Source organism: Mycoplasma sp. 2575 (genome assembly GCF_053851635.1).
On record NZ_JBSQBB010000001.1, the window covers coordinates 14,603 to 39,368 of the forward strand.

Consider the following 24,766-nt stretch of genomic DNA (forward strand, 5'->3'; position numbering starts at 1 on the left):
TATGAACGCAATTATGCATGAAAGAAAAACTCAATTATTATTAGAATTAATTGGAAATAGTTTTTTTGAATTAAAAGATTTTGATGTAACAAACATCTCAATTAACGACGTAATTTTATCAAACGATGGATCACATGCTAAAGTATATATAACCTTATTTAAAGACAAGGAAAGATACTTTGACAAAGTGACTTCAATGGCGCCATTTATTCGTTCAGTTGTAGCTAAAAGTTGAAAATATAAAAAATTACCAGAACTAGTATTTTTAATTGATAAAGTTGAGCCTGAAGCTGCAAGAATTGAAAAAATACTTAAAGATATTAAAGAATAGTACTTAATAAATGAACAATCAGTATGATGCTATCATAATAGGTGGTGGTCATGCCGGAATCGAAGCAACTTTTGCACTAGCAAAAAGAAATCTAAAAGTAGCCTTAATAACTCTAAATACTAACCGCTTAGCAATGCTACCTTGTAATCCATCGATTGGTGGATCGGCAAAAGGAATTATTACTCGTGAAATCGATGCCCTAGGAGGAGTTCAGGGCTTTTTTGCCGACCTATCCATGATCCAAATTAAAATGTTAAATACTTCAAAAGGTCCAGCTGTTTGATCGCTTAGGGCCCAAATAGACAAAGATAAATATTCACAAATAATTCTAAATGCTGTAAAAAAAGAAAATAATATTGTTTTAATTGAAGATGAAGTTTCTGATCTAATCATAGTTGACAAAAAATGTGTTGGTGTTAAAACTTTAAAACACGGCGATATACACTCACAAGTCACAATTATGACAACCGGTGTCTATATGAACTCACGCATCCTACGAGGCACTGATATTAAAAACGATGGTCCTGACGGCGAAAAAAATAGTTCAACTCTATCCAAAAATTTAGCTAAATATGGTTTTGAAATCCAAAGATTAAAAACCGGAACTCCTTGTCGTATTTATACTGATAGTATTGATTTTACAAAAGTAGAAAGAGAAATTCTAGATAAAACTGAACTTTGTTTTTCCAAGCGAAGTAATATAAAATTAGATGAACAAACTTCTTGTTTTCTAACCCATACAACAGCCAAAACCAAAGAAATAGTACTAAAAAACCTTGATAAAAGTTCATTATATTCTGGAATAATTATTGGTATCGGACCAAGATATTGCCCTAGCATTGAAGACAAAATTGTTAGATTTCAAGACAAGGAAACACACCACATATTTTTTGAACCAGAAACTAAAAAAGGTGACATTATGTACATTAACGGCTTATCTACTTCAATGCCTGTCGATGTCCAAGATGAAATGATTAGATCAGTACCTGGATTAGAAAATTGCAGAATTCAAAAATATGGATACGCCATTGAATATGATGCTATTAATCCACTTAATTTATATAAATCGCTAGAATCTAAAATATTAGAAAACTTTTTTTCGGCCGGACAACCTAATGGAACAAGTGGTTACGAAGAAGCAGCAGCCCAAGGCTTAATAGCCGGAATTAATGCAGCAAATAAGATTCAAAATATGCCTTCTATGGAAATTAAAAGAAGCGATGCCTATATCGGTGTCTTAATTGATGATATCGTTACCAAAGGTACCACAGAGCCATATCGTATGTTAACAAGTCGTTCGGAATATCGATTATTATTAAGAAATGACAATGTTGATGAAAGATTATGCCAATATGCTTATGACAATAAAATGATAAATGAAGAAGAATATCAAAAAATTGTTAATAAATATAATCTTATTCAAACAACAATTGAAGAACTTAAAAATAAATATGTGTCTTCAAAGAGTGAATTAGGCATTAAATATAACGTTATCAATGGCCAATCTTACCTTAAGTTACTTGCCAATCCTGAGACAGACCCAATAGATATCTTAGGAAATGATTTTCCCTTCATTGAAGAATTAACAATTCAAGTAAGACTATTTGGGTATCTTAAAAAACAAGAAACAGCTGCTGAAAAAATGATTCGCCTGGAAAATCTAAAAATCCCTGAAAATATAAATTATTCCTTGGTAGATAATCTCGCTACAGAAGCAAGACAAAAACTTGAAAAAATTAGACCCTCAACTATTGGACAAGCAACAAGAATTAGTGGAATCAACCCTTCCGACATACAAATGCTAATGTTTTATCTAAATAACCGTAAAAAATAAAAAATAAAAATGAAAATAAACTTAATTGCAGTTGGTTCTTTAAGTTCAGATATTAAGAAAATTTATGATTCATATTTAAAAAAAATAAACTTTTTAGCAACAATTAATTTAATTGAAATTAAAGAAATTATTAATGATAATATTGATATTAAAATTGCAAAGGAAACTAAAGCAATATTAGCAAAAATACCAAAAAGTTCAAAAGTTTTTTATCTTTCATTACAAGGAAAACAGATGAGTAGTGAGGAATTTTCTAATATACTTATTGAAGATAATTTAACTTTTATTATTGGTGGGTCGAATGGCGTAGATGAAACAAAATTTAAAAATAAAATTTGTTTTTCAAAAATGACCTTCCCACATCAGTTATTTAGAATCATGTTAATTGAACAAATTTATCGTGGGTTAGCCATTAAGAAAAATATTAAATATCATAAATAATTACACCAAATTTTGGTGTAATTTTATTATTTGATTTTTTTTCTTTAGACATTTAGGGATCTATTGACAAAGTTAAAACAAAAAAACCAAAACCTTTACAGCTTATAGGTTTTGATTTAAAATTAAGCATTATTTCTTTAAATCTTTAAATTCAAAATTAATAATACCAGAGTTATAAACTACTGCGAGTTTTTCAATTTCGCTATCTTGAATTATTTGTTGTTGATCATTATTTGTTCATATATAAGTCCCTGATGATCTTGTATTTTTTACTCAAAGGTCATTGCCTAACATTTGATCTCATTCTTTATTTGAGCCACCACTTTTTCTAAATCCGTCATTAGGGTAATCAAGTGGCGATTTATTACTACTATCAGCATTATCTGGTGTTTGCCAACTTGTAGGATGAGTAGACAGCCATTTAGCAAAGTCATAATTTGATCAAACATATGCCATGGTAGATTCCATTTTATTATTATTAAAATTAGTTGTAAATGTAGAAAGTGGTGTTATTGAACTATCTTGTAATGCTTTATTTTTGGCAACATTAAAACTTTCATAACGATTAATAAATAATGAAACATCCTTACTATTTTGATCATAATCTACATCTAATCTTAATGTATATATCGCAGCAACAGGCATCGTTTTCGAAGGATCGTAGGTTTTATTACTTGCATTTGTAATTTTATTTCCTTGTGTGTCCACGATGGTATGTTGGTTTTGAGTATAATTTTGTGGTCCAACTAATATTTTTCCAGGTAATATCGCTTCCACTTGAATTAATTTATCATTAATAACTCTTATTCTTAAAACTTGGTTTTCCGATTCTCATGTTACTGATGTAGATTGTTGATAAACATCAAATTCAGGGAATTGAAACTTAATATTAAAGTTAGCTTTATCTATTCAACCATCACGCTTAGTAACGGTGGCACTAGCTGCACTATTGGCATTCTTATAATCAAATATTTCCTTAGTTTTGTAATTAATAATTACAGCATCATTAGAATTTTTAAGGCCCAATGCTTCTTTAAATGTTTTAATAGTTTGTTTTTTAACTTCTTCAGCAGTTGTTTGCATTCAACCTAATTCATCAGCTTTACCAATAACTTGTTTAGTATTTTTACCTAGATTAGATTTATTATAATCTTTAAAGAATAATCCTGAGGTTCCCGCTTGAAGTTGTAAATCTTGCTTCGTCTTAAATGTAATATCTACATCTTTTTCAACAGAAAATCCTGAAAATTCCTTAAATACTTCTAAATTTGTTGGTTTAAATTCATAACGTAATTTAAGATTATTGGTTTTCTCGGTAATGCTTGAACTACCGGGTTTAATAAATTTGCTAGTTGATGAATCCTTGACTAATTTAACCTTAAAGTTTAAGGGATTATAGATTGAATTACTATCAATTTTGGTAAATGCAAATGTATCAAATAATTCAAGAAATCCATCAAGATTTGTAATATCAAGTTCATTTGATGAATCATTAGGTAATATTATTTCAAGTTTCTTATCAAATTCTTCCCTAGTAATTCCTGGTTTAGCAGAAATTTGGTAATATGGTTTAGTTTTATTAGCATTTTGATCGTTTGAATTAGTTTCACCTAAAATAGTTTCATAAAATAGTTTGCTATTTGTATTAGTTCAATCTAATAAAACTTTTAGCTTAGATTCAATATTGTTTAATGCGGTATTAGTTTTTTCAACTAAGAATAAGTCATTAATAATATCCTCACTTTTTTCCTTAACTAAATTATCTTTTTCACTATTTAATGATTCATAATCCTGTGAATATTTAGTTTCAAGAGCAGTAAGTTTGTTGTTATTATTTTTTCACTTAACTGATGTTTTGAATAACAATTGATAAATTTCTGTTAAATCTCTACGTTTATTTAAAAGGCTACTGAATTCTGACTTAAATTCATTAATTAATTCATCATATCCATTTATCAATTGTTTTGTATCAAATGCATAAGTTTGTAAATCAGGAGCCGATTCAGTAGTTTTTATTGTTGAAATTTTTTGTTTTAATAATTCAAATTTTGGCTTTAATTCATCAAATAATTTATTAGAATTTTCAAACCCTGCTTTTTCAAACAATTTAGTTGAAACATTATTAGAAAATTGAGAATTATATTTATCAAAAGTAGTAGTTAGCTTTGAAATAATACCAGTGCCATCTTCAATCATTTGAGAAATATCATCTTTTATTTTTTGTGTTAGATTTTGCTTTGCTTCTTTTGCTAGTTTGATATTTTCAAGGTTTAAATTTATAAAATCATTTATAAAAGAATTTTTTGAACCGATGGAAATATATTTACTATCAACTGTGTTTTTGAAGTTTTTATTTTGATTAATAAACGTTTCAATAGAGGTTTTTAGATTTCTTAGATTTATTAGTTTATCTTTAGCGCCTTGTGTCCATAATGTATCATTAATTATATTTGCATTGAAATCAACAAGCTTCTGAAACTCGGTATTTAAAAGTGTTTGTTGGGTATCAAAAGTAGCAACAATTTGCTTCTTATATTCATCAAGTGCTTTTCTCAAAGCGGTATTAGTTTTATTAATTGCTTCTACTGCCTCAGAATAAGTATTATCTTTGGTTTTCACATTATTAATGTTTAATGAATTAACAGCATTTGCTTCAAATGTTGGTAATAGCACATCATTTTGGCCTGGTTTTGATAATTTAGTATGAAGCTCGCTAGTTTTAGTACGAAGAGATCTTGCTGAGTTAACTTTTTCATTAACAATACCATCAATTTTATCTTGAATCTTCTTTATCTGAGCTAATTTAGCTAATTCATCATTATTAGTATTAGAGTTTAACTGCTTTGATTCCGTAATTAATGTCTGCAACTGATTATAAGCTTCCTTAACAGCCTCAGAATCAAGTAATTCATTTAATCCTGTTTGTTTATAAGAAAGAATATTTTGGGCGTCTTGGTATTTGTATGCTAATGTTTTAGCGTTGGCAAAAACATATTCAATTGAATCATTACCAGTTCCATTCAATCACTTTTGTGCTAAGTTTGCAAATGTATTAGGATCAGTATTTTCATCTAATTGGACTTGTTTTAATTCATTTTCAAATTCTGTAATTTTTTTATTAATTACTGCTTTTTCGTTCGCTATAATAACAGTATCATTTTTAATTTTTAACTTAACACTTGCTAGCTGTTGATAAACTTCTAAACGTGCTTTAAGAAGTTCAAGTTTCTTGATTTTCTTATCAATTTTATTTGATGCTTCCTCAGTTTGGTCTGCTGATGAAATATTGGCTTCATATAATGTTTTAACAGTAGCTAATTCATTTTCTAACTCAGCCTTATTTGTATTCACAGTAACATCCAAAGGAACGAAAGCACTAACAAACTGTTCAATTTCCGTTGCTTTTGAGGCGAGTTCGACTAACTTAGATAAAAATGCTTTTAGGTTATTAACCTTATTTAGATTTTCATTTAACTTTTCTACGCTATTTGTTTCCTCTTTATTAGTTGATGCATCGATAATATCATCTATTTGATTATTTAATGATGTTATTAGGGGCAGATATTGTTTAGCGTTTTGATATACTGCAGAACCCTTAATGTTATTAATAGCATCAAATAAGTCTTTACGAGTTTGACGTATTTTCGTTTGTTCATTAACCTTAGTAGTTAATTCATTAATATATTTAGTAATCTGTTCTTTTTCAGGATTTTGTCCAATATTAGGCAAGGCATTTCACATAAATTGGATTAATTTATTTTCATCAAATTGCGTTGCATCGTAATTTGATGAACCTTGGCGTTCAAGTCTTCATATTCCCACTGTTTGAGATACTTGTTTTAACAATTGAACTAATTTTAATGTCTCTTCACTTTTTGATTTAACCTTTTGAATTCTTTGAGACTTTTGTAAATCCGTTGTTTCAGATAGATTGTTAGCAGCTTCGGCTAATAATGAGTTCAATCAACTGTCAATTTTGTCATTATTTCTTGTTCCACTGATTGATTCAAGATCATAAAATGTAAGATCACTATTAATATCTTTAATCTTACCGATAATCTTTTCTGTGACTTCGATAACATCTAAAATACGTTCTTTTGATACTTGAATTTTTTTAATTAAATCAACAAATTTTTGTTTATTTATTTCAGCCAATTCATCTGATGTTTTTGTATTATCTGTACTTACTGTTTTAAATAAATCTCTCGCTTGTGATAATAAAGGATTTAAATCTTGCGTTATATATGAATTAACAGTATCATTAATTGCAGAACCTGCAGCGCTAATTATTGTTTCGGCAGAACCAATAATTAAAGCGAGTATGTCATAATATTCCTTGATTTTTTCAATAGTTTCAATTCGATTTTTAACTTGTAAAAGTTGAGCCTTAGTCGTTGATTGCAAGTTTGATGATAGTATTTGATCAATAGCTTCCTTAGAATTTGTTGCTAGGCTATTATCAGCTAGATCTCCCAGTTCAATTATTTTAGTGCCAAAAATTTGCTTAGCAATTTCATTAACTAAAACACGATTTTGATTTTGGCCATTATTCAATCCAGGAAGGGCACGGAAGTTTTCAAAGTGTTGCAATAAACCAATTGCCTTTTGTTTGTTTCTTGCTCTCAGACCAGCTTCTTCTTTAATACGAGTCAATTCCTTAAGAACATATTCATTTTGTTGCTTAATTTTTAATGTTTCTAATGGTGCGTGTTCATCGCTTAATAATGCCTTAAGTTCAGCAATGGCGCGTGTTTTGACATCTGAATCTAAATCCTTTTGGTATAAATCTAATTCTGTCGCTACGCCAATTTGCAACACATGGAATTTTAGCATCTCATTAATATTGACAATTAAATTTTGAGCTATAGGAAAATCGATATCAATTGATATTTGATTATTTATTCTTGCTAAAAATCTATCAGAATAAGTTTTAATAAAATTCTTTTCCGATGAAGAATGAAGGGCGTCGACATTTGTTTTTACAAAATTTTTATATTTTTCCAGAGTGATTAAAACTATATCCTTATGATAACCCGCAGCCATCATTCTTTCATTTTCTCTAATTGATTCAATGGTTGAGTTAATAGGATCATTAATATCCATTACATATTTTTGACGGGCTTTTTCATAATTATCAAAGGTTGTTAAGGCATCGGGCTTAGCTAGATTATGATATGACTTTTTATCATACTGAATAACCTCGAGTTCAATTCTTGCTTTTTCTTCCTTATATTTATTAATGAGATCATCACGTTCGATAGCAAGTTTCTTAACTAATTCATTTAGTTCTTCAACTTTCAACGCAAGACTTTCGGGAGTATAAGCTTCACCCCCTGATGAAGAATTGACAGAAAGAATTTTTTCATATATTTCCTTAGCAGCATTAACTTTATTCTTAACAACTTCAAGGATTCTATACTTTTGTTGATCTTCACTTAAAACATTAACTAAATCATTAATTACAATCTTACGTAATTCGTGTTTTGATTGTGCAATAACAATAGCATCCTCAATAGCTTTCTTTTTCTTTCCGATTAATTCAATTGTGTCAGAATGATCAGGTAAATTTTTTTCAATTTCATCTAATAAAGCATTTGCATCCTTAGCTGATTCTGTTTCCACTAATGAAGGTGAATTTTTGATTTTATCAGCTTCTAAAATAGCACGTTTAGTAATATCAACAAGTTCAGATTGTCCTGTTAAGACTTTTACAGCATCAAGTGCAGTGACATCTGATGTTGTAGTTTCCTTGCTTTTAGCATATGCATCCAATTGTTTAATAGCATCATTTATTTTTGTTTCAATTGGTTTTAAATTAGCAGATATCGGATATGTTTTGGCTTGAATAGCTTCGTTTCGTGCACGAATTTGATCTTTATGAAAAGCGAGATCGAGGTCATCATTAATAGATTTTGATAGTCTTGCCGAATCAGCTACTTTTGCAACATCAGGTAAATTATTAATGTTAGCAATTTGTCTAATTACCAAATCAATTTCATTTTTGGTTCCTTCTGCGGAAGCGATTGTTTGAGGAACACGTGATCGTTTATCAATATGGGCATTATATTCATCTGATATTTTTTCATATCTTGCAATATTATTTTCAATATCCTTTACATAAGGAATCATTGCCTTAATTTTATTAGCCTTATCTAGAATCTCATCTTTTTCCGATTTTGTTAAACCTTGTTGACGCGACTGATTTAACAGTTCATTATAGGCATAACGTAGCGATGATTCTCCCTCGGAAACAGGCTCCGATGCATCCTGGTGTGGATAATTTTTATTAATTAATTTTTCAATACTTTTAATTTGCGATTCAAGACTACTATCTTTTCGCTTGTCTCTTAGGTTTACAAGTTTTTTATCAGCTTCCTGGCTTAATCTATTAACCAAAGCAAAATCAACTGGTGTAGCAGATAGCGCTTTTTTAATATCTGCTTTAATTTGTTCGATTTCTGCAAAATCCTGCACAAATTGATGTTTAATATCATCATCACCATTAATTTCATCAATAAGCTTATCAAGATCATTGAGAGTGGAATTAACTTTTCTGATTATTTTGGCACTTTCTTGAATATTACTTGTTATTTCAATAACATCTTCAACTGATTTAGTATTACTAAATGAGTTTATTTTTTGTGTATCGACACTATTACCGTTTGATAGTTCTTTTAATAAATTATTAATTTCTGTAGCTCGATCAGTAAGATCCTGTTTAGTTTTGCTTAATTTATCTAGTTGTGTTTGTTCATAATCAGTATAAATATGTGGGTGCTCATTAGTTGGGTTAAATGTTAATAATGTATAATCTTCAACGTCCATACGTGATTGAGCGGCATTATTTTGCAGATACGTCGTTTCGAGGATAGCAATTAATTTATATTTTTGAATTTGATTAAGGATATCTTTTGAAATTATTGGATTGTAATTAATTGATGTAATTTTTTTAGATTCAATGTTTAATTTATCAAATATTTTAGCAAGTAAGGTAATGTCAACTTTTTGCGATTTTACTTGATTCAGTTTATCACTAGTTAACTGTGTAATACTTAATAAATCATAATCCTTTAATCTTGCAATTTCAAGTGATGTCGCTTTTTGTAAATAATCTAACTGAGCCTTTTGTAGGGTTCTTAGTTGTTCTCTTATACTATATTTTTTTTCAATAATTTGTTGTGTTGTTAAATTAGCAATAATATTTTCGCTTAATATCTGATTTTTTAAATCTGTTGCTTTTTGCAATACATCTTTGCTTAAATATTTTTCTTTATTCTTACTATTAAATCCGTTGATATTAATAATAGTATCATCAATTTCTTTGGCGATATTTGCAAGTTCTAATCTAGTTTCAACTAATGTAGAAACCGAATCGTTAATATCTGATATTTTATCTTGGACATCATTAATATTAGCATTATCTACCTCTGCTAATTGATTTAAAACAATATTTAATTCTTGTTCATTTAATAATCTAGGATTGTTTTTATGTACTTGTGAATATTCATTAATAATATTTGTGATGTAACTATCCAAATATTGAATATGATTAATTCGATTCATGAAATCAATAACTTTATTAATAATTTCTTGTTTATTATTTTTTTCAAAGTTATTTGTATTAACTAAAACCTTATAGTCCTTTTCATTCAGAATTGCTCCAAAATGATTGGCTAGATTATTGATATTTACATTTTTTACATATTCAACAAAAAGCTTAAATTCATTAATAATTTGTTCCGATGATAATTGTTGATCATTTAAGGCTTTTTCATAAATATCAAAATTAGCTTTTGCTAATCGCAAATCAGCTATGGTTAATGAACTATCAATTTTGATTGCAACTATATTGTTGTAATATTCAACCAAGTTAATATAATTTTTGGTTACTTGATAATTAAGTATTTCATTTAATTCTTCTTGCAAAATCATTTTATTTTTTATAACAAATGTAATCATTTGATCAAAAACATTTTTATTTTGCAAAACAGAATTAGTTAACAGTATTTTGTTACTTAATAGCTCTAACTGCTCAGATAAATCTTTGTCAGTTTGTCTATTAATAGATTTTTTAAGAATTTCAGAAGTTATAAATAAAATGTTTGCATCAATACTTTTTTCAATATCTTTAATTGTTTTTTGATAAAAATCATTGAATTCTCCATGCTTAGTTGTACTTCTTGTATCCATTATTTTATTTTCAACTAATTGTTTATTAATAGCTATATCATTAATTCTAAAATCATTAAATAACAAGTCATTTTCAATTTGATTAATAACCTGTTCAATATCACCACGTAATGCTTTTGTAGGAAGCATCTTTTTTAATTCAACAATATTTTCATCAAAGCTATTGCTTGGTATTAAAAGATATTTTTCGATTAAACTTCTTTGTAATTCAATTTTAATTGTTAATGTTTCACTGTATCTATTAATTCAATTAAATTGTTGTTCTTTGTTTAATTTTGCAAAAGAAGAAAGACCGATTTTTAAATCAGTAAGATCAATAGAATCAAATTGATTTTTAATGTCTATTTCTCTAATTCTTGATGCCTGATCCTTTAATAATTCCTCAATTTCTTTTATACTATATTTATTGATTTCATTATTACTTATTAGTCTCTTAACATACTTAATGATGTAATCTTTTTGCACATTTTTTATGTCATCTAGGGAAATAAATTTTTCAACAGCAGTTGAGTTGGGGTTAGATAATGTTAATTTTACCGCATCAATTAATTTGTCAAGTTCCTTAATTTGTTTTGGACTTGGAGAAAGTTTTTTGACAACTTTTTCAAAAAGTGAATTACTTTTTTCAAATTCTTTCAATAATCTATTATTGGTTTCTGAGGCCACAAAATCATTATGATGCTTGGTTAAAAATACCGCAGCTAATGTCGATGCAGTGGCAATTGTAGCCATAACAACGGCGGTTGTTCTTTTTTTTGTTCTTCTATTCATTATTTATCCCCTTCTTTATCCTCATGAATCCTTACCATGAAATCAAAATGATCATATGCTTTAATAATTTGTGGCTCATTTCATTCAGTACCACCACGTCTACCGTTAGGATTATTATTGCTATAAACTGGATATCCTTTATTATTAGAATTATTTGCTTGTTTAGTTTTATCAGTTCATTTTGCTGCAAACATTTCAGCAAAAACATAGGCTTTAATATTGATATTATCAGGGTTTTCCATAACCAACTGATTCATATTAATTTGATTGTTCTCAGCTTCATCTTTCGGAGGAAAGAAATGTCACTCTGCTTTTCCTGAAACAGTAAATTTAAATGACGCATTATTCTGATTTATATTATTATCAATTTTTAGTTCATATCAAATATGCAATACCCCAAAATCTTGTCGATTGTTTTCTTCGAAGACAACCGGTATTGTATAACCAAATGGTATCCAATTTCTAAAATAATTGGATGTAAAATCAAGGTCAGCACCTGTTTGTGTTCAATACGAAAACATTTTCCCGTTTGGCAACTTAGCATGTTTATATTTCCTTCCGGCGCCGTTTTTATCAAATAATAATCCTTCTTCTTTAAGTCGTACTTTATATTTTAAGTTAGGATGCGAATTCGAAAGATCGAAATTTGCATATTCTTGTTTCATAGCATCTTCTAATGAAAGTTTATATAAATCTAGATTTTCTGGTTTTTGTACTTTGTTAAATAATGAATCATCTCATTGTTTACCAGTAAAAGTGACATCCTCACGAATATACTTAATATCGTGATTAATCAAGTGCTTATTTGCTCCCTCTGCAATAGCATTCATTAAGTTAACATTCATATTTCTATTATTTCATCCAGCTTTTTTGGCCTCGAATATTTTATGGCTATTAATAAATTGTTTGTTTTGTTCTTTTGTATTAGATTCACTTCCCAAATCGTTTTTAGTAACTCTAAATAAAGATAGTGTCTTAAATGTAATTCAAACATCATTATATGTAAGCGTTCTATCTGCTACATCATTAAAGAAGTTCTGCGTTGAATGTGATGTTGGTTTTTTATATACAACTTTTAAATTGATTTTTGTCTTTTTTGTTGAAGTGTCGGTTTGCAAGAATTCAGGAGCCCATGGGTTTGATGCGGCGGCTCTGGTAATATATACTCTAACGTTAGTTGTATTGTAAGGTAAATTGCCGATATTTTTTAAAATTCCAAATTTATCAAATAAATCTAATAGGCCATTATTTTGTGTTATATCAAGTTCCATGGCACTAGAATGATTACTGATTTTATTAATTTGTTCAATAAAATCTTCATATAATGTTGTAGATTTAGGTTCTACTTCTCTAATTTTTTCTTCACCATTGCGATTGATATAATCAAATAAGAAAATATTATTTCCTTGATCATTTATTCACGTATTTAAATTATTCAAATTAGCAAAAATACCTTTTAATGCTTCTTGTTTTGAGGATATAGAGGCATTTTTATTGGTTAAAGCAGTATCAGTAATTTGCATTTGTGTCTTAGCGGAATTATGAATAGTATTGTATGAATTAATAATATTGGCAAATACAGTATTTGATGAATTATTCTGTTTAAAATGATCTCCAGCAATTAAACTTAACATATTTTGAAAATCTGATTTTGATACCACTTCTGTGTAAAAGTTAATTAAATTACCTTGTGAACGCTTGGCTGTATTTAAATCACTTGAACCATAAATCAATGTATCAATAGCTTCTAATGCCTTGATTAATTTTTCAATAGCCTCATAGTATTTTTTAAAATCATCTTTTATTGTTGCATTATTCGAACTATTAATATCATTATTAAAATTAATGTTCAATTGTTGAACTGCAAGATCATTAAAGTTAGCAGGAAGTGCGCTATTTGCTTCTTCGACTTTTTGAATATTTTGTTTTATTTCATTAATGCCATTAATATTATCACTACTTGAGGTATTTAATTTTTCATCTAATAATTTAACAATTCCAAAAACATTATTCGTACTTGAACTATTTTGCTTCATTTCCTCATTAAATGAGTTAATTTGCGTTTTTAATTGTTCGGATGCACTTTTGGTTAAAGTCTTAATTGTTTGATAATCATTTTCGAGGGTATTAGTTGTATTTCTTAATTCTTGTGAAATTAGTTTATAGTTTGAAGTATCCTTGCTTAGAATTTGGCCGGCTTTTTGAACATTACGTTCAAAGCTATCAATTAGTTTATCAAGATTAAATAGAACACTAAGTTTTTTTGATTGCTCTTGGGTTAATTGCTTATTATTTGAATTATCTATCGAAACTTGTTGTGACTTAAATAATTTAACATATAAATCTAATCTATCTTTAACAAGAGTTAGATGATTTTTTTCATATTTAACAATTGCCTTAATTTGATCTTCAAGAGCTTTTTTGGCCTTTAATAATTTTTCATTAGCACCTTTAATATTGTCTAGTGTATCTAAAGTAGTATCGACCGATAATGAAACAGCATCATTTGTAAATGTATCTTGTAAAGGAGTTTTTGTTTTATCGCTACCCGCATTAGAATATGATGATGTTATAAAATTATTTGCTTCATCTATTTGTGCCTTTAATTCTCGTAATTCTTCACGTTTTTGATCTTTAAGTTTTTGAATTACACTTTCCGTTTGATTAGTAAGTTTAAATATAGAAGCTAATTTATTTTCTTCATTATGATGTTCAACTTTTATATTACTTTTAGCTTCATCAACAGCTTGTTGCAATGCTTGATATAAATTACGCATCGCTTGCGATTCCTTAGTTTTATAATCATTATCACCGTTTGTAGGAATAAATGCTTCAGCAGCGGTGATAGCTTTTTTTAGTTCGATACTATTTTTTAAACTAATTTCAAAGCTATTTTTTCCAACATCTAAATATGTTTCTTTTAATGCTTCTAAACCACGTACATCAATAGCGTCCCGGTTACCTAATTCAACTAACAAATCATCTAGAATTTTCTTTAGCGGTTTTTTAGCTTCCTCACTAATTTCACTTGTGCTATTCAATTTACTCAATTTATCAGAATAAGAAATTAAAATATCTATCTTTTTAGCATTACTTTCAATTAATTTGTGCTTTGCCTCAATTTCTAATGCAATTAAAACGCCAAAGTAAAAATTATCCTTTGATTGCGTAGCTGATGTTTTTTCCACAATATTAAACTCATTTTCCAATACTTGAATTGCCTTATTTAAAGCATCAGATTTATTTGTGGCATTTCTTCCAGTTTCTACTTGTTTTTTAGCTTGTGCAACAACAACAGCTAAATCAGCATATTTATCAAATAAAGAGTGTGATGATAAAACCTCTGATTTTATATTATCAATTGCATTAATATCAGTGGCATTCATTATTTGGGAAATGGTTAATAATCTTTCTTTAAATCTTTGCGTCCTATCTTTTTTAAGTTCATCAAATATTTTCTGATCTTGATTTTTATACTTATCAGAAGTTGTTAGCATATTATTTTCATTATCAAAAGCCTTTTTAATTTCTTCATATGCAGATTTTCTTGTATTGTAAAGTGATTGATAGGCAAGGTGTTGGCTTTCAAGTACTTTGGTTGCATTATCAATTTTTGAAGTTATAGTTATTGGAGCAAATGTATCTTGTGGTATTTCTGGAATTGATTCAATTACAATTTGACCTAGATTCTTTTGATCAATATCATAGCCATATTTTTGACTGTCAAAATTTCATTCACCAAGTGAATCATATTTTGATAAAATGTCTTTTTGTTTTGTAATTAATCTCTTGAATTTAGTAACTATTTCATCCAAAATTTGCATTTGGTTTAAATCACTATTTACCTTTGCATCTTTTGCATATGATTCTAATTTTCCTACATATCTAGTTAGCTTTTCCTTAGCAGCCGCAGCACCATTAGTATTTCTACCTTCTCTATAGGCCATTTGAGTTGATTCTGTTTTTAAGGTTTTAATATTATTATTTAATTCAATAACCTTTTCTAGTCTTACAACCAATGAAGATATATCGGCTTTCTTTTGGCTTAAAATTGAATATTTTGTAGGATCATTATATGAAGCTTTGGCATCATCAATTTGCTTCTTAAACTGTTCTTTTAGGTTATCAAATACGTCCTTAATTGGACCATCTGCTACCGTTAATTTTGCTACCTTATCTTCATTTTCTTTTACGGATTCAGCTAATGATAAAATTGCTTTAAAATTAGTTCTTACAATTTGCAGTTTTTTATTAACTTCATTAACTTCTCCAATATATTTAGCCTTATCATCTACGTATGTAATTGCTTCAAGTTCTTTAACATATTCCGAAATTAAACCATCAGTCCCAACTAATGATTCTTTTACTTTAGCATCGTGAATTTGTGTATTAACCTTGCTTTCTACTTCCTTTTTAAATGCATCAAATCTTTCCTTTTGATTTTGTTTTAATTGTTCAAAAGGTACGGACTCAACAAAAGCATTCCGCAATTCTGTTATTTTATCCTCAATTAGTGCTGTCGAGGCACTTTGTCCAGGGATTGACTTAACAAGAGCACTTACTAAACGATTGTATGCATCAGTGCTTCTATTATTTTTTAGTTCTAATAATCTTTTTGAAACAGCTAATTGTTCATCAATCAAGTTTCCTAAGGTTTCAATTCTACGAGTTTCAGATAAGACATCATTCACATCGATAGCATTAACTCTCGGTGTTACCTCATTATCAGCATGAAGAATAGTTTCATTAATATTTGAAATAAAATTCTCAATAGTTATGTTATTTTGTAGAGTTATAGTTGGCGATTCATTCATCTTATTTTTTAAATTATCTAGTTTGCTATCTACCAATGATTTAGTATGTTTAAATTCATCTTTTCTAAAACTAATATCTACTTTCGAAGATAATGCTTTTAAGTCATCAAATTTGGCTTTATCATAATTAGATTTACTTGTTTGATCTGATGGGATAGGTTTTGTTTTATTAACTAATTCATCAAATTTCAATTTTAACTTTTGAATTTCTGAACCACTATTTAGGCTAGGATTTGAAACCAAAACTGAAAATTTTTCAGTTTGTTCATCATTTAGGAACTTATTGATTTGTCTTTCTAAACGAGCCTTAGCATCTTCAAATTGACTATGAATTTCTTGTTTCTTAACAGTATGTTGATTAATTAAATATTCAATTCTTTGTTTTTGATTGGATAGATCTGCTTTGGTGGTTCGATAATTAGAAATATAGGTACTAAATTGAATAATTTCCTCTTCAATTTCTTTATCTATTTTTTCAAAAATATATCTTTGTGACTTATCATTTGCTTCATTTTTATATTGATTATCTCTTACGGCTTGCAGGCGAACAATAGCATCTTTAACTTCTTTAGAAATTTCTATTTTTGCATTTATCTCATTTAAGGCAATAATCTTATCATTAATTTCTGCTAATGTATCATTTAGCGAACCTCTATTAACATTGATAACTTGTGTAAAAGCTGTATATAGTTCCAAATATTTGTTTTTATCAACTTTTGATAATTCAATTGCTGATGATTTAGTTTTTTCGTGTAAATCATGTTGTGAAGCAATTTTTGCAACCGTTCGATTTGTATCGTTAATAATATTTTGATAAGCAAAGGTAATGCGTTGCGAAATACCTTCAATTTGGAAATTTTTTGATTCAATTTTGCTTCTAATATCTTTAACTTTTTCTTCATCTGATTCTTTAATCAAATCACTATACAATACTTTAAGTTCATCTTGAATAGATGTAATGCTTGCACTCATTTCATCAATACTTTTTTGAACCTTATCAATGTTATTAAGCCCATCTTGACTAGCTTTTTCAAATATTTCAATATCACCATTTATTAATGCAAATGGATCATTATTAATTTTTAAATTATTAAATAATTCTGTGTCTGCAAGTTTATTATTTGCTAATAATATTTTTTCTTTAATTAATTTATCCTTAGCAACTTCTAATTTAATCTTTTGCGTGCGACCAGCGATATCAACATTTTGTTTTGTAATTCATGTCTTATTATGAATCTCAGGATTATATAATTCTTTTTCAATTATTGTGTGATATTTTTCAATTAAAGTATCTGTTTGGCTATTTAAAACTTCAAGTCTATCAACTGTTGTTCTTATTTGATCTCTTGCTTCCATTGTTTTAAATAAATTGTTATTAGTCGAATCAGCTTTTAGCGCATGATAAACCTTTTTTGCTTCGTTATTTTCAACTTCAAGTTGCTTAATAGACAATTCGAATGTTGCCGCAACCTCAATAGATTCACGTAAAATATCAAATTTATTGGATATTAATTGGCGCTTGTCGCTCTTTTCTTTTTCTGATAAAGTTTTATTATCTTTAATAGCATCAACTTCCGCTTGAAGACTATTTAATGTTTCTAAAAATTTAGATTCAACAGGAGTAGTTTTACCTTCTTCGCGTCGAGACGAAAATGTATCATCAATAAGTTGAGCAATGATTGCTGATTGAGTTGATGATTCGAGTTTTGAACGTTTATTTTCAAAATCATTCAAAGCTGTTGATAATTTAGATTGAATATCATCCAAATCATGTTGTGTTGGATCGGCTAGTGCTTCATCAGCTAATCTCTTCAATTTTTGAATTTCATTTAATTCCTTACCCAAATATGTTTTAACTTTTTCTTTATTTTTAACAATAGCCAAAATTTGAGCAGTTTCATCCTTTGCATTTTCTAATCTTTTAGCACTAACCACTTTCTTAGAATATTCATCCTGTAATTTTTTGAGCTTAGCAATCTCTATTTCTTTTTGTTCGTGGGTAAGCTTATAATCTTCCATAATTAATTTAATATCAGCACTAATACGTGCTGTTTTAAATGATAAATCTTTAGCCACTGGCGAGTCAGGATTATTTTTTCACTCTTTTTTTATAGCTTCCAATAACTTGTTATTGTCTTCAAAAATCGGGCTAGATTGATGCGACAACCTTGCAACATCAAAGAAATCAAGAGCTTCCTTGATTAAACCACCCGTTATCGCTTTTTGACCATTAGGTAAAATAGCCTTTTCATCTTCAAAAACAGACATTTCCTTACGTGTTGCAGTTGAATAAATTGAAGCCAATCCTAATAATTTAGTTTTTAAACTATCATATGTTTTTTTGATTGTTGGATAATATTTATTTATATTAACGATTTTTGAAACTTCTCCTTCGATTCCTTCAATAATAGTTTCAATTTCCTTCTTGTTGGCAATTCTTTCATATTCGCTATATTCCTCAAATTTACTACTTAAATCCGCAAGAGAAGTATTCTCAAAGCCAATTTCATTAATAGCTAAAAGTGCTTGTTGCACATTTAAAAGCGTAGAATCATCATTTACAAAAGTTTTGTTGTATCTATTTTTTCCAGATGTAAATTTCAACTGTTTAGATAATATGTTGAATTGTTCTTTATAGAAATTTTTAAGGGTATTATTAGTGTCAATATCACTTAATATCTGATTTATAGTTGAAACATATTCAAAGAAACCAACACTACTTTTGAATTCTTGATTTTCAATTTTGTCAATAAGCTCTTGTTTAAAATTTGCATCTTGAATTTTATTAATTTCTTCCTTCGCATCATTAAGTAATTTATTCGCAATAGCTATTTCATTTAACGCCCTATATAAATCGGAATGAATTTTATATGCTGGAGTTTTTAATTTGTTGGTTGAAGGGTCTGTATCTTTAACCTTATTATTTGCTTGAATAATAGCAAAATCAATAGCACCAATAAACTTGCTATCAACTTGTTGTTTAATTTTATCTGCTTGTGCAATTAAGTCTTTTACCTTGTTTAAGGTAGTTTCATCACTGCCAAAATAGTCTGATGTTTTGTTGATTATTGTTGATATATAGTCACTGATAACTTGTGAAGCCGTTATTTTTTTTGAATCTTGCAGTCCTATAACTTCAAATGATAGATTTCCTTTATTTTCTATTACAAACTTCTTAATAGCATCTAGTTCATCATAAATGATTTGTTTTATTGTCTGGTCTAAATCCATTGTTGCAACTTGATTTTTTGCCTCAACAATTTGTGAATAAATTTTTTGAATTTCAGCTTCATTATTAATTGATTCATCTTTAAATAAATCATTACTTTGTGTTGTAAACAATGTATCCAAGACATCAACAACACTATCCCTAGATAAAACATTTTGTTCAAGTTTGCCGTTGATAAAATCAATTAATTTTAGAACCTTAACATTCTTAATACTGATATTAAGTCTATCTGTTTTTTGAATATTCTTTAAGACAAAAACATTCATTTTTAATTCTAGATCAAATGCTATCTTGTCTTGCTTAGCAATTATTTTTTCAACCTCATCAGCAAATTTTTGTTTATCATCATAAGTTTGCTGACTAGCATTATAGATGTCTAGTTGTTTATTAAACTCATTTTTTAAATCTGGTGACTTAACTAAATTGCCTAGTTGTTCTATAGCATCACGCGCTACTTTTGCACTGTTTGAATCAACAAGCATTAAACTGCTTACCATTCTTCTTAAAATATTTCTTTGATCAAGCATATTTCTAATAGCCGAGACAGCATCAGCTGTTTGATTGCTAATTTTATTTGCGATTAATTGATTTGCATAGTTAATTGCTGTTTGTAATTTATTTTTTGATTGCTCCGAAAGCATTTCATCATACTTATTTAAAAATATTCTAGCCTTCTTTTGCTCTTGAACCAAGTCATCATGAGCTTTTGTATCTATTGACTTATATTCAGTATTGTGAAGAAAAGGAACAATAGCAGCTAAAGTAATAGCTGGTATTGCAGTTAATAAAGAAGTTACAATAACACCTTTTTTTACTTTTCTATGCTTCTTTTCTAAATCTAAATTTCTTTCATTCATGTTTCCTCCTTTATTATTTAACCAAACAAGTTAAATAAACCTTTACTGCGTTGTGCTACGGTTCATAATAGCCCATCACTATCTGTATTCATGTAAACCAAGTAATCTGCTAAATATGCTATTGCTACACTTAACAAAGCAAGAAATAAAAGGATAAAAATTGTTCCAATGATTATTGATACCTTTATTTTTCGATTTATGGCTTTTTCGCTTGCTAAATGAACAGGCTTTACATTGTCCATAATTTTGCCCTCCTCCATTATTTAAATTGAAAATTTAACTGTTATTGAATACAATAAAATTTTTGTAAATTCATTTAATAGTTTAAACTAAAAAACATATTTTTTAAATAAATACTTATTTAAGTTCGCATTTTTTTGCTTATTTTAAGCGCTTTTTTTAAAAAAATAATTAATTTTTGGGTTAAAAAATGTTTTTTTTTTTTTTTTTAGAGCTTAATTTAAGTTGAAAAATAATTATTTGTAATAATAAAATACTTAATAACAAAAAACAAAATATTTTTTTCTTTTAAAATATAGAATTTATAATTTTTAAGACAAAATTGCTAATTTTGTTAAATTTTAATGTTTAAGAATATAACACAATTTAAGGAATTATCTATATTATAAAAATCCCTAATATTTTGTTTTTTTAAGTTATTTTAGAATTATTTAGAATTATAATTATTAATATTAAATTAATTATTTTATTATTTATGGAGTATAAATAAAATGAAGGCAAAAATAGCAATTAACGGCTTTGGTAGAATAGGCCGTTTAATCTTTAGAAAAATATGAAATGATGCAGATGTTGAAATTGTTGGAATCAACGACCTAACTGATGCTAAAACATTAGCGCACTTATTAAAATACGATACAGCTCATGGCGTGTTTCCATTTAGTGTTTCAAACACTGAAAAATCAATAATTGTAGAGGGTAAAGAGTTTCCAATATTTAGTGAAAAAGATCCTGCTCAACTACCTTGAAAACAATTGGCAGTCGATGTGGTTGTTGAAGGTACAGGTAGATTCTTAACAACTGAACTAGCCCAACTGCATATTAATGCTGGAGCAAAAAAAGTTTTAATTACGGCCCCTTCAAAAAGTGCAGATGTAAAAACTATAGTTTATTCAGTTAATGAAAATATTTTAACAAAAGACGATGTTGTTGTTTCTGGAGCATCATGTACAACAAACTGTCTAGCACCTGTTCTAAATGTTTTAGAAAATGAATTCGGTATTGAAAAAGGCTTCATGACCACTGTACACTCATTCACTGCAGACCAAAGATTACAAGATGCACCTCATTCAGATTTAAGAAGAGCGAGAGCTGCTTCCTCAAATATGATTCCAACCACAACAGGTGCGGCTAAATCGATAGGTAAGGTTATCCCAACGCTAAAGGGTAAAATGAATGGTATTGCTTTAAGAGTTCCAACTATTACAGGGTCAATTATCGATGTTACTGTTGAACTTAAAAAAGATACAACTGTCGAGGAAATTAATAAGGCAATGAAAAATGCAAGTTCAGAATCTTTTTTCTATACTGAAGATCCTATTGTTTCTAGTGATATTATTGGTTCAACCGCTGGTTCAATATTTGATGCTCAATTAACTCAAGCATTAGAAGTTGATGGCAAAAAATTATACAAAGTTTATGCATGATATGATAACGAATCGTCGTTTGTTAATCAATATATAAGAACATTAAAGCATTTAGTTAACATAAAATAAACAATAAAAAACCTGCTTTAAAGCAGGTTTTTTTTCTAATTATTTTGTCTTAAAGATATCATCAAATATTTCTTCATAATACTTCACAGGTACAAAAGTAACTTCTTTTTTAACTTCCTCTGGTACATCGACTAAATTTTTAATATTGTCATATGGAATAAATATTTTTTTAATTCCAAATTGACATGCAGCTAATGATTTTTCTTTCAGTCCACCAATTGGTAATACTTTACCTCTCAACGTTATCTCGCCAGTCATACCAATGTTTGCGGGAACCGGTTTTCTAGTTAGCGCACTAATTATAGAAGTAGTAAATGTAACACCGGCTGATGGTCCGTCTTTTGGAATAGCGCCCGCTGGTACGTGGATGTGAATTGCCTTATTATCAAAATCAAAATTAATTCCAAATTTTTCAGCATTTGCTCTCACATAACCTAAGGCAATTTGCGCAGATTCCTTCATAACTTCCTTTAAATGACCGGTTAATTTTATCCCGTCTTTGCCCGGAAATGTAGTAACCTCAATGGCTAGTGTAGAGCCGCCAAAGCTTGTGTATGCAAGACCATTAACAACACCAATTTGATCTCTATTTTCGTTTTCATCATCTTCAAATCTAATTGGGCCTAAGAAATCAACAACAACATCTTTAGAAACTCTAAATTCATCCTTAATTTCATTATCTAATATTTTCACAACTATTTTACGAGCTATATTATCTAATAAACGTTTAAGCTCACGGACACCGCTTTCTCTTGTATATGAAAGAATTATAAATTTTATAACCTCATCATCAATTTGGATTTGCGATTCCTTAAGCGAATTCTGTTCTAAAACTTTGGGCATTAAGTGTGCTTTAGCTATTTCTAATTTTTCGGCAGTGGTATATGTTGACAATTCTAGTAATTCAACACGATCAACTAATGCAGGTGGGATCGAATCAAAATAGTTGGCAGTAGCTATAAATAAAACCTTTGATAAATCATATTCAAGGTCAAGATAATGATCTTGAAAATTAGCATTTTGTTCAGGGTCAAGAACCTCCAACATAGCACTAGTTGGGTCGCCTCTAAAATCAGAAGACATTTTGTCTATTTCGTCAAGAAGAATAACTGGGTTAGAAACACCTGCCTTTTTAATAGCGGAGATAATTTTCCCAGGCATTGCCCCAACATAGGTTTTTCTATGCCCTCTAATTTCACTTTCATCTTTTACACCACCAAGCGATACCTTGATAAATTTTCTTTTTAAAGCTTCTGCAATGGATTTTGCTAATGTGGTTTTCCCTGTTCCTGGAGGACCAATCAAGGTTAAAATAGGAATATTATTAACTGGATTATTCAAGGTATCACCAGTTTTATGAACGAATAATTTTGTATCAATAAAATGGTCAGAATCATTTTTAATAGGCAAATAATCACCAGTTTCTTTTTGATTTTGTTTGTGAGTAAGAACTGAAATAAATTCTAAAATTCTCTTTTTTGGTTTTTCAAGTCCAAAATGGTGTTTATTTAAGACTTCTCTAACATGATTTATATCAATTAATTCTTTACTTACTTTTCTTCATGGTAATGCCAAAATTAAATCAATGTATGTTTTAGAGATATTTGCCTCTGGGCTCGAAGCCATCATGGCAGCCAAGCGAGCTTGTTCAGTCTTTAATGCTTCGATTACATATTTAGGAAACTTGCGGCTAGTTTCTGGGTCTTTTTCCATATTTTCGGCATTATTTTGTGATTCATCATTAAGCATTTGTCTTAACTGCTTCATCTTTTCACGAAGAAGAAAATCTCTTTGTGAGCTTTCCATTTCTTCATTTAATTTCTTAGTTATTTCTATGTCAATATTTGTTGACTCTTTTTTTCAAGCTAATCTATCAGCGATATTTTTAATAAGATCGTAAATATCTAAAGACAAAAAACCTAATAGTTCATCTCGAGTAAAAGCTTCTCTAATAATTGCAAAATTTTTTCATATCAATTCATCGATTTTTTCTTCCTTGTTATATTTAACCAGTGAATTCATTTGCATTGCAAAATCTTTGACTTTTTCAAAGTTAAATACCTGTTTAGAAATTGACGAAAAATTTTTATCTGTTTGCGGTTCAAGTTTTAAAACAAAATTATTTAAGTATTCAATAGAATTTTTTATTTTTTCAATATCAACCTTTTGCCCTTTTTCATTTTTGTATTCAAATGAAGCATATATTAGCGGTGCTTCCGGGTTGGTATCAGACGAATGAATTTCATTAATTTTAACAATTTTATCTGCATCAAGACTTATTTTATAAACACCTTTATTTTCCGATGATTCTTTGATAAGAGCTACAACGCCATAATCTTCTAGCATTGACGAAGAGGTAATTACTTCGGCATTTATATATTGCTCCTTAATAAAAGTTATTAATATCTTATTATTAGATTCCTTACTATCCAATGCACTTTGTAAGGCAAGAACCGAATTTTTCTTTCCTACTCTTATTTCATCCATTGATTGTGGCAGTATTATCTGCTTCTTAACTGGTATAAAAGGTAATTGCATTTTTTTCCTCATTTCATTTTATTAAATT

General features: G+C 28.5%; 8 protein-coding genes. 4 read left to right on the forward strand and 4 right to left on the reverse strand.

Annotated elements, in window-relative coordinates; all coding sequences use genetic code 4:
• The first annotated feature begins 1 nt into the window (after window position 1).
• Genes rbfA through ACWXVU_RS00065 form a run of 3 tightly spaced genes read left to right on the forward strand, consistent with a single transcriptional unit; the run spans window position 2 to window position 2,606 of the window.
• A complete protein-coding gene (gene rbfA, locus ACWXVU_RS00055) occupies window positions 2-331 on the forward strand; it encodes a 30S ribosome-binding factor RbfA (protein ID WP_438340442.1) in 330 nt (109 codons plus the stop codon).
• 10 nt (window positions 332-341) lie between these two features.
• Entirely contained in the window at window positions 342-2,165 is a 1,824-nt protein-coding gene (mnmG, locus tag ACWXVU_RS00060; protein WP_455966392.1) for a tRNA uridine-5-carboxymethylaminomethyl(34) synthesis enzyme MnmG, read from the forward strand.
• A gap of 9 nt (window positions 2,166-2,174) precedes the next feature.
• Window positions 2,175-2,606: a 23S rRNA (pseudouridine(1915)-N(3))-methyltransferase RlmH gene (locus ACWXVU_RS00065; RefSeq protein WP_456011839.1), complete on the forward strand. Its 432-nt coding sequence runs from the start codon at window positions 2,175-2,177 to the stop codon at window positions 2,604-2,606.
• Window positions 2,607-2,735: 129 nt separating this feature from the next.
• On the opposite strand, the gene ACWXVU_RS00070 is transcribed toward ACWXVU_RS00065, so the two are convergent.
• The 3 genes from ACWXVU_RS00070 to ACWXVU_RS00080 are packed head-to-tail and all read right to left on the reverse strand — an operon-like array spanning window position 2,736 to window position 20,709.
• Complete coding sequence (locus tag ACWXVU_RS00070) at window positions 2,736-11,567, reverse strand: hypothetical protein (protein WP_456011841.1); 8,832 nt, start codon at window positions 11,565-11,567, stop codon at window positions 2,736-2,738.
• On the reverse strand, window positions 11,567-20,467 hold the full coding sequence (locus tag ACWXVU_RS00075; protein WP_456011843.1) for a hypothetical protein: 8,901 nt from the start codon (window positions 20,465-20,467) through the stop codon (window positions 11,567-11,569). Before ACWXVU_RS00075 ends, ACWXVU_RS00070 begins: the two co-directional genes overlap by 1 nt.
• A 17-nt stretch (window positions 20,468-20,484) precedes the next feature.
• Entirely contained in the window at window positions 20,485-20,709 is a 225-nt protein-coding gene (locus tag ACWXVU_RS00080; protein WP_438340465.1) for a hypothetical protein, read from the reverse strand.
• Between the two features lie 489 nt (window positions 20,710-21,198).
• Here ACWXVU_RS00080 and gap point away from each other — a divergent pair, with 489 nt between their 5' ends.
• The gene (gene gap, locus ACWXVU_RS00085; protein WP_444704865.1) at window positions 21,199-22,200 is read left to right on the forward strand and encodes a type I glyceraldehyde-3-phosphate dehydrogenase; all 1,002 of its coding nucleotides are present in this window, start codon (window positions 21,199-21,201) and stop codon (window positions 22,198-22,200) included.
• Between the two features lie 39 nt (window positions 22,201-22,239).
• On the opposite strand, the gene lon is transcribed toward gap, so the two are convergent.
• Window positions 22,240-24,750 (reverse strand): endopeptidase La, encoded by a 2,511-nt coding sequence (gene lon / locus ACWXVU_RS00090; RefSeq protein WP_456011845.1) that lies wholly within the window; start codon window positions 24,748-24,750, stop codon window positions 22,240-22,242.
• Window positions 24,751-24,766 lie beyond the last annotated feature (16 nt).